Here is a 9,389-nt window from a genome sequence, read left to right as displayed (position 1 = left end):
TGAAAAATATCAAACGGAGCAATGGCACGCTCTTCTTTTAGGCTGGCATCTACATAGTATCTTACTTTGGCAATCGCTCCTTCCGGTTTGATGCTTGTTTTTATCTTTACAACACCTTTGACTTGGTCGGCTGTGCCCGGTTCGATAAAGCTAATGCTCAGCGGCCGGGAAACCGGCAGCGGCGGTGACCAGAAACGCTTTTCATCCTGCCTGCGGGCACCTGCACGCTGAACCTTCAAAACCAGCGTATGCTCTCCACTTGGACTGTGAGTAATATATGTAATTAGATACTGGTTTTTCAGTTGATTGGCAATGGCGCGGTAAAGCCCCTGAAGATCGGATAGAGAAGTCGCCAACAGATTCCGCCCTCCGGTGAAACTGGCTATGCGACCGAGTTCCCGGGCATCAACCTTGGGGCCTACGCCGATAGTAAAAATCGGTACGCGAATTGATTTGGTGGTGGCGACATCGATCACATCGTTGGCCGTGTGCATGCTGCAGGCACGACCTGCTTTCTCATCCTTGCCGTCGGTAAGCAGAATGATTGCCCGCCTTCCTCTGGGAATCTCTGCTGCTTTTTTAACAGCTTCAAAGGCCGTATCATATAAACATGTTGCTGCATTCGGTTTGGCGGCCAGTGCATTAACGGCGTTAATTGCAGCGTTTTTATCGCCTGTAAAATCCACTTTTAAAATCGGTTCATTATTGAAACTAAACAGCGCCACCCGATCATCCCGGGCCAACATGGCAATGAAATTGACGGCAGCCTTTTTAGCTGCGGTCATCGAGGTCCGTCCGGTCCTGTCTTTGGCCTGCATGCTTCCGCTGGTGTCTATAGCCAGCACCACGGCCATGGGATCGGTGGCAGGAGACACATTTTCGACGGCAACCTGCCGGCCGTCTTGAAGTATTTCAAAATCTGCGGCCGACAGCCCCAAAACGGGATTACCATCAGCAGCGGTTACACTGGCATATACACGCACCTGATTTGCTAACTTGTCAGCAGCCGTTACGGTCTCGATATAGTTGATGGTCAACTCTTTGATGGATTGGCCCCAAGCCGGCGCAGATATGGTAACCACTATCAGCAAGCAGGCTGTCAGGTATATTTTAACTTTGCAGTTCAAACGGTTTTGCTCCACCGGCAATGTCTCCTCCCTAAACTTATAAAGTATAATTAAAGGCCCTCTATGTGTCAACTGGAACAGCGAGACCTTTGAACTGAAACAGCAGAATGGATTCGGAGTCTATCTTTTCAGGTTCTTGACAACGAATGCTTTGAGATCGGGTTCTGTTTCCGGATGTTTGGTTCTGATCACCTTGGGCTGGACATTGACCAAATGATAGACGCGCTCATAAACAGTTTGGCTGATGACGACTTCACCCGCTGCGGCGCCATCGCAATACCTTGACGCAAGGTTGACGGTGGCGCCGATTACCGTATACTCCAACCGTTCCGCGGACCCGATGAAACCGTGGATGACTGCACCTGTGTGAACACTGATGCCTACGTCAAAAACAGGCAGCCGGCGCACTTTTCTGCCTTCGCCCAGCTTGCGGACCGCCCGCTGCATTTCCAGCGCCGCCTTAACTGCCTTTTCACACTGTTTGTCATCTTTTTCGGGACTGCCGAATACCGCTAAAACCGAATCGCCGACATATTTGTCCACAACACCGTCATGTTCGAAAATGATCGGGACAAAGGCATCGAACATCTCATTGAGCATCCGGACAACTTCGTCCGGCTCCATCTCGGCACTAAGCGCGGTGAAGCTGCGCACATCCGAGACGAGAATAGTAACCGGATCCACTCTCTCTCCTTCGGTCCGTAAACGGCTGTCTTTGGCGCAAATTCGTTTGGCAATCTTGGGGGAAAACTGCCTTGAAAGATAAGATCGCAACTCTTCTTCACGTTTTAGGTCTTTGCGCAATATGTGATCCCTGACAAACATCGCCACCTGGTTGGCAATGGCGCGCATCAATTCCAGATCGGTCCCAAAAAAGGCCTCATGGGTTAAATAGTTGTCAACGTACATCACTCCCAGAACCTGCTCTCCCAACAGCAGCGGAACATAAATCGCCGACTGTACGCTGTAGTAAATAGCACTTTCAGGCGTATCATTTCCCGTATGGCTTTCAGCAGCAGACCAGATAAAAGGCTCATGCCTGTCATAGGCGCGTTTGATCCAGGTCATACTAACGGAATGATCCCCCTGGGGCCAGTGAGCTTTGAGAAGCAACTCGCCCCGCTCGTCCGGCAAGAGAACGGCTCCGCGCTGGGCGTTGGGAATCGCCTTTTGCAAATGTTTGACCAGAATTTGCACCAGAGAATCGAGCGAGTCGGCTGTACTTAACATCTGACAGAGGTCGTTAAGGGCTGTTAATTGCCGCCGTGACTGCTCAAGCATTTCATCCGCAATACCATGTCCGGTTATAGCATGCGGGCGTGTCGTAATATCCGTTAAATCAACAATAGTCCCTTCGGAGGCCGGCACTGGATCCGGTTCCGCAATAGGCGGTATCGGATCCACTAGTTTCGTAAGACTGGTTGCAGAATCCGGCGCCGGATCATCATCGGATATGGTAACTTTCGGTTCCGCCAACTCTGAAATCAGAACGTCAGCGTCCGTATCATGGCCAGGATCATCGGCGGATGGTGCCGGTTCCATCTGAACTTCAATGATCGTCCACCCAACCTGCACCTTATCCCCCGGCATCAGCCGCGTTTTGGTTTTAATTTCAACTCCGTTCACCCAGGTACCATTGGCGCTGCCCAGGTCTTCAATCCAATATTCATTGTTTTCAAAAGTAAGGACTGCATGAACATGGGAAATATAATCATCTTCTACCAGATCGATATCAACATGCTGGTCGGGAGAAGGGTAGCGGCCGAAGATGATCGAATTCGATTCAGTCTCGAACTGTTTCGGCGGTTGTAATGGCAGCGAATAACTGATTATCATAGTCTTATTGTGACATTTGTTTTGATCAAGCAGGAGCACGGCCCTGCCGTTGTTTTTGCATAGCGAAACGCTATTGAAGCTCCCTGTGGTCCCGATTAGCGGGATCTGCGCTGCGCTGCGGCAAACTGCGATGAATACACTCGCTGTTTCAGTTCAAAACGGGAGCTTCAAGGTGATCAACACCGGTTGGCTCCAGCATGTCGCCAAAACCGCTATCCGATGATTTCATTTAAATACAACGACTTGTGTCAATATGTCAAGCAGAATCAGCCGGTCGTTATGTGCGCAATTAAGAAATCGGTTGCGAAATCACAGTATCTTCGCTATTTTCTAACTACAGACCTCGTTATTTACCTTATATAAATGACCGTAGCCCTTTATATACCATGGGACTGCACATAAATTTGGACATCAGGGCGGTCTAGGTTCTGGGTTCAGGGTTCTGGGTTAACCTTTGAACCTCTGAACCTTTGAACGTTGAACCTTTGAACCCAATTTTTGATTAGAGATGGAGCGTTTTGTCCAAAATTTCACCGCATCATCTATCAATATTTGCGAGATCTGAACTAATAAAAGAATGAGAGGAAAGGTATGATATACATAGGAAATTTTCTGCATGTCACCGATCAGCAAGAAGTTTTGGAATCCGAACGCAGGCATGGCGAATTCAGCCTGATCATCGAATCCGACAACCACGAAACTGCCATTAAAAAGTTCAAAGATCGAATTGTCGAACTCAGGAAATCGAGCGATTTTTTTCAAGGCGAATGCCGAGTATTTTTTACTCAGCTTTTGGAGTTTGATTCCTTCCCTAAAACCCAAGCCATGATGCTGAATTATAAATCGATAGTCGGAGACCCCTTTTTACCATTTATCGGCTGTTCAATTCCAACCGGAGAATCAGATTCATGCCGCATTTTTGATTGGAAAAATAACCAACCCGAAATTGATGGTGAAAACGAGAGACTTTTTCTGGAATTTAAAAATTGAATTGTACCATCTTCGATACTCCCGGGTTGAAAACACTTTTTCGCTGGTTTTCGCTAATTGCCTTAAAAATTGCCGGGTGGCGTGCGCAAGGCCGGTTGCCGGCTGTTCCTAAATTTGTACTGGTCGGTGCTCCCCATACATCCAACTGGGATCTTCCATACATGTTATTTATCATTTTTGTTCTCAGAGGCAAAATATGCTGGCTGGGAAAAGAATCCTTATTTCGCCCGCCGTTTAAAGGGTTTTTCAAATGGCTGGGAGGCATACCCATTGACCGATCCAGATCTAAAAACATTGTGGCCCAGACTATTCAACAGTTTAATCAGAATAAAACAATGATCCTTACGATAGCGCCGGAAGGCACCCGTTCATGGGCCAAAAAGTGGAAAACAGGATTCTATCATATTGCCAAGGGCGCCAATGTTCCCATTGCACTGGGCTTTCTCGACTACCGACGCAAAGTAGGAGGGATAGGTCCGTTTATTTATCCAACCGGAAATATTGATGCGGACATGCAGACAATCAGAGCGTTTTACGGCGGTATCACCGGCAAATTTTCTGAAAAATCAATGGACTGATTTTGCAGTAATTTTTTGAACCCATCTCAAAACTGCTATAAACTCAAGTTTCTCACCCTGTTTTGTTACTTATAGCTGTTTCCATAAAACGGAACCTTATTTTGACAGTTGCTATAATAAAAGTATTCTTTCTTTATGCTAAAATTCGTGGTATTGGTTTTCAGCTTACATCCAGAACTGCAATCCAGCCTTAACTCGATAGTATAGGAATTTCCTTTTTTAGAGCGGCGAAGCCACGTTATATAGAATCGCGAAGCGATTGTATAACTAGATTTTCTCACCCACAAAAATCAGGAGGTGGCGTATGCGAATCCTACTCATTGGCCAGGCGGCCTTTGCCGTAAAAACATTGGAAAGTATGCTGGCAAGGGGTGATAATGTTGTGGCGGTTTATGTACCACCTGACAGGCCGGGCGGCCGCACCGATCCCCTCAAGGACACGGCCGTTGCCCAGGACATTCCGGTTTACCAGCCCACAACGTATAAAGATGATCAGGTGTTGGCCGAGTACAAGGCGATAAAACCGGACCTTACTGTTTTGGCGTTTGTCACGGATATTATCCCGGCACGCTATTTTGAAGTTCCCACGCAAGGGGCCATCTGCTACCATCCTTCCATACTGCCGCGCCATCGAGGAGCCAGCGCCATTAACTGGGCCGTGACCATGGGAGCTACCAGGACCGGTCTTTCGATATTCTGGCCGGACGGCGGTATCGACACCGGTGAAATCCTTTTGCAGAAAGAAATTGACGTAGGCCCTGACGATACCACCGGTTCCCTCTATTTCAACTACCTTTTCCCCATGGGAGTAGAGGCCATCTTAGAGTCCATCGATCTGATCAAAGAAGGTAAGGCTCCCAGAATTTCTCAAGATGAAGCTCTGGCCACCTATGAACCGCCCTTTGATGACCGTGTGGCCGGCATCGACTGGTCCAAGCCGGCCCCGGAACTTTACAACCTGGTACGCGGCTGCGATCCTCAACCGGGTGCCTATGCGGTGTTCAATGATGAGAAAGTTCGTTTTTACGGGGCAAAACTCAGTGAGGATTCCCATGACAAGACACCGGGCACCATCCTCCAGATTGATGACCAGGGGATGCAGTTGGCCGTATCCGGAGGCAAACTTACTGTCTCCAAAGTCCGAGCACCTGAAATCGGGAAAGTTGTTGCAGCCGAATTTGTCGCTAAAAAGGGACTGAATGTTGGAGATGTATTCGGCACCTAGTGTGGATTTATAGTAGTTGTCAAAATAACGTTCCGTTTCCGCCACCGGATAATTTCGTTTAGATCGGCAAGAACTCGCAAATAAAAGCGCGTAAAAGCGAACATGGCTATGGTTTTAAGAATATAGTACCGCAATATGATTTTGTTCTCCCAATGGAGACACTTTGATGATGTTCGCTTTAACGCGCTCTAATTTGCTCAGACAGCTTCCCGACCTAAACGAAATCATCCGGCGGCTTGCTACAAATATGAACCCAATAGATTCAATCGGAACAGATTTATAACAACCGCTATTTATGAAAAAAAAGACCTTTGAAAATGCCTGCCAAGGGTATTTTCAAAGGTCTTGTATTGTAATAGGTATTATTAGAGCGGCGAAGCCGCGTTATATAAAATCGTCAAGCGATTTTATAATCAGGCGGCTTTCTCGATCTTAACCGCGCAAACCTTGTATTCCGGAATTTTAGCGATGGGGTCAAAGGCCGAATTAGTGAGCACATTGGCCGAACTTTCCGAAAAATGGATCGGCACGAAAAGCAGGCCGGGTTTTACCTTATGGCTGATGCGGACCGGTGCTTCAATTTCACCCCTGCGGGTGGAAAGCTTAACCTTGTCACCATCCTTGACCGCCAATGCTTCGGCGTCTTGCGGATGGATTTCCACATATCCGTTTTTCTGCTCGGCATCCAGATGGGGTGAGACGCGCGACATGGTACCGCTATGATATTGGGCGAACATACGACCGGTAGTGAGAAAATAGGGGTATTCGTCGTCCGGCATTTCAGCAGGATCAAGGTACTCGATGGCATGAAAAAGGCCTTTGCCGCGGGTGAACTGCTCCTTGTGCAAAAACCGGGTTCCCGGATGCTCGGGGTTGGGACAGGGCCATTGCAGTCCGTCCAGTCCCAGTCTTTCGTAAGACATGCCGGCATAGCTCGGAGTCAGGGTGGTAAGTTCCTTGAATATTTCTTCGGGACCATCATATTTCATCTCATAGCCCATGGCCGTGGAAAGCCTGGAGATGATTTCCCAGTCTGCCAATGTATCCCCTAAGGGTTCTATGGCTTTGTTGACCTTTAGGCAGCGGCGTTCTGTATTGGTAAATGTTCCGTCCTTTTCGGCAACGGAAACCGCCGGCAGAACCACATCGGCCCTCTCGGCCGTCTCCGACAGGAAAATGTCCTGGCAAATCAGGATTTCAAGCTTTTCAAGGGCTTTGTCAAGATGGTTTTGATCGGGATCACTCATTTTGGGATTTTCTCCGATGACATACAGGGCCTTTAATTTGCCGTCGATCATGGCCTGCACCATGTCGAGGATGGTGTAGCCCGGCTGATTGGGCAGTTCTTTTCCCCAGGCTTTGGAAAATTTTTCGGTGTTGGCTTCAACGGTTACCGGCTGATAGGCCGGAAAAACATTGGGCAGGCCGCCCATATCACAGGCGCCTTGAACATTATTCTGCCCTCTCAAAGGGTTGACGCCGCCGTTCTTTACGCCGACATTGCCGCACAGCATGGCAAGATTGCAGATGCTTTTAACATTGTCCACACCGGTAGTATGCTGAGTAATTCCCATGGCATAAAGAATGGAAGCCGGAGAATTGGTGGCGTACAGTTCGGCCATCTTTTCCAGATCCGCCGGGGCAATACCGGTGATGGTCTCAACCTTGTCCGGCGTATACGCATCCAGGGTTGCAAGAAATTCCTCAACCCCCTCGCATCTTTCCTCCATGTAGCTTTTATCGTGCCAGTCATTTTTGACAATGATATGCATCATGCCATTCAACATGGCTACGTCGCTTCCTACACGCTGGGTTACCGCCACATCGGCAAAGCGTGACAGCTGGATATTTCTGGGATCGGCCACGACCAGCTTGGCCCCTTTTTCCTTGGCCCTGAAAACCCGCCGGGCAATCAACGGGTGGCATGCCGAGGTGTTTGAACCGGTGATAAAGATACAGGCGGCATCCTCGATTTCCTCAATGGAGTTTGTCATGGCTCCACTTCCAAACGCAGCGGCAAGACCTACCACTGTAGAGGAATGTCAGAGCCGTGCGCAGTGATCGACATTATTAGTGCCGATCACCGCCCGGGCAAACTTTTGGGCCAGGTAGTTTTCTTCGTTAGTGATTTTAGCAGAAGTCAGGACACCGACACTGTCCGGGCCATGGGCTTGAATGATCGATTTGAGCTTGTCGGCCGAAAATTGGATGGCGTCATCCCAGGTGGTTTCCGTCAACTCTCCATTCTTCTTAATCAGGGGAGTAGTCAGGCGCTTATCGCTAACCACGTGTTCATGCAGGTTCCAGCCTTTAATGCAAAGTTTGCCTTCATTCACCGGATGGGTTTTCATCGGGAGGGTATCGGTTAGCTTTCCGTCCATCACCTGGAAAAGGATACCGCACCCTGTGCCGCAATATGAACAAACTGAAGGAATGATTTTGTAATCCATACCTAACGCTCCTTGGTATATGTTTGAAGTTCAGGTTAAATCATTTGGTACTATTCTGCAAATTATTTCAGTATTTTACTCTATCAATTACAATGATGATCTCGTAAAAAGTCACGAATTCAACTATAGATGGCTAAGTAAAAAGGTTCATATACAAGGCGTAGTATTTTTTCAGGAACGAGGCCATACATGTAGTATGCCGAGTGTCTGAAAAAATACTACAACGCAGTAGATGGGACTTTTTACGACGCCATCAACAAAGGAAAGAATATGGCTACTATTAATTGGACTGAAAGTAAAAAATTTACCGACATTAAGTATCACCAGGCCGAGGGGATCGCCAAAATAACCATCAATCGTCCCGAAGTACGCAATGCCTTTCGCCCCTTGACGGTCAATGAGATGATCGAGGCTTTGGCAGACGCCCGCGCCGATCATTCCATCGGCGTCGTTGTACTGACCGGTGCAGGCGACAAAGCCTTTTGTTCCGGAGGCGACCAGAGAGTGCGCGGCGAAGCCGGGTATCAAGATGAAAAAGGCGACCACCATTTGAATGTGCTTGAATTTCAACGCCGGATCCGCACCTGCCCCAAACCGGTGATTGCCATGGTCGCCGGCTATGCCATCGGCGGCGGAAATATTTTGCATTTGATGTGCGACCTGACCATTGCGGCCGATAACGCTGTCTTCGGTCAGACCGGACCGCGGGTCGGTTCATTCGACGCCGGTTACGGTTCCAGCTATCTGGCCAGGGTGGTCGGCCAGAAAAAGGCTCGGGAGTTATGGTTTCTATGCCGCCAGTATAATGCCCGGCAGGCGCTGGAGATGGGCCTGGTAAACACGGTCGTGCCGCTTAAAAGACTGGAAGAGGAAACGGTTGTGTGGTGCCGGGAGATTCTGGCGAACTCACCGGTCGCCATCCGCTGTCTGAAAGCAGCGTTGAATGCAGACTGTGACGGCCAGGCAGGACTCCAGGAACTTGCCGGCCACGCCACCATGCTGTATTACATGACCGCGGAAGGTCAGGAAGGACGCAATGCTTTTCTCGAAAAACGCAAGCCGGACTTTTCGAACTTCCCCAGAAGCACTGAGAGCCTTAGTGTCTTTGTGGCTGAACTAGTACGTTAAATGGAACAATCAAAGTTGAACATCTGGGTACAGGCGGCGCGGCCGTGTTTCCCAG

The 9,389-nt window shown here is 48.8% G+C and carries 7 protein-coding genes; 4 read left to right on the top strand and 3 right to left on the bottom strand.

Annotation, left to right across the window (positions count from 1 at the left end; translation table 11 throughout):
• Nucleotides 1-1,142: vWA domain-containing protein (locus tag V3S16_RS09710; protein ID WP_413884487.1), on the bottom strand; the 1,142-nt coding region annotated here is incomplete at its 3' end.
• A 105-nt stretch (nt 1,143-1,247) separates the two neighbouring features.
• Nucleotides 1,248-2,963 carry an adenylate/guanylate cyclase domain-containing protein gene (locus V3S16_RS09705; RefSeq protein WP_413884486.1) on the bottom strand — a complete coding sequence of 572 codons (1,716 nt, stop codon included), beginning with the start codon at nt 2,961-2,963 and terminating at the stop codon, nt 1,248-1,250.
• 591 nt (nt 2,964-3,554) lie between these two features.
• Here V3S16_RS09705 and V3S16_RS09700 point away from each other — a divergent pair.
• The 3 genes from V3S16_RS09700 (at nt 3,555) to V3S16_RS09690 (ending at nt 5,756) form a co-directional block, all read left to right on the top strand.
• Complete coding sequence (locus V3S16_RS09700; RefSeq protein ID WP_413884485.1) at nt 3,555-3,953, top strand: hypothetical protein; 399 nt, start codon at nt 3,555-3,557, stop codon at nt 3,951-3,953.
• Complete coding sequence (locus V3S16_RS09695; RefSeq protein ID WP_413884484.1) at nt 3,950-4,531, top strand: lysophospholipid acyltransferase family protein; 582 nt, start codon at nt 3,950-3,952, stop codon at nt 4,529-4,531. The genes V3S16_RS09700 and V3S16_RS09695 overlap by 4 nt, the downstream gene beginning before the upstream one ends.
• Before the next feature lie 304 nt (nt 4,532-4,835).
• Nucleotides 4,836-5,756: a methionyl-tRNA formyltransferase gene (locus tag V3S16_RS09690; protein ID WP_413884483.1), complete on the top strand. Its 921-nt coding sequence runs from the start codon at nt 4,836-4,838 to the stop codon at nt 5,754-5,756.
• A 413-nt stretch (nt 5,757-6,169) separates the two neighbouring features.
• Here V3S16_RS09690 and fdhF read toward each other — a convergent pair whose 3' ends face one another.
• A complete protein-coding gene (gene fdhF / locus V3S16_RS09685; protein WP_413884482.1) occupies nt 6,170-8,206 on the bottom strand; it encodes a formate dehydrogenase subunit alpha in 2,037 nt (678 codons plus the stop codon).
• Nucleotides 8,207-8,476: 270 nt separating this feature from the next.
• Here fdhF and menB point away from each other — a divergent pair, with 270 nt between their 5' ends.
• Nucleotides 8,477-9,334 carry a 1,4-dihydroxy-2-naphthoyl-CoA synthase gene (gene menB, locus V3S16_RS09680; protein ID WP_413884481.1) on the top strand — a complete coding sequence of 286 codons (858 nt, stop codon included), beginning with the start codon at nt 8,477-8,479 and terminating at the stop codon, nt 9,332-9,334.
• Nucleotides 9,335-9,389 lie beyond the last annotated feature (55 nt).

Source organism: Candidatus Desulfatibia sp., assembly GCF_036446775.1.
GTDB lineage: Bacteria > Desulfobacterota > Desulfobacteria > Desulfobacterales > UBA11574 > Desulfatibia_A.
This window is presented reverse-complemented; position numbering and strand designations above follow the sequence as displayed.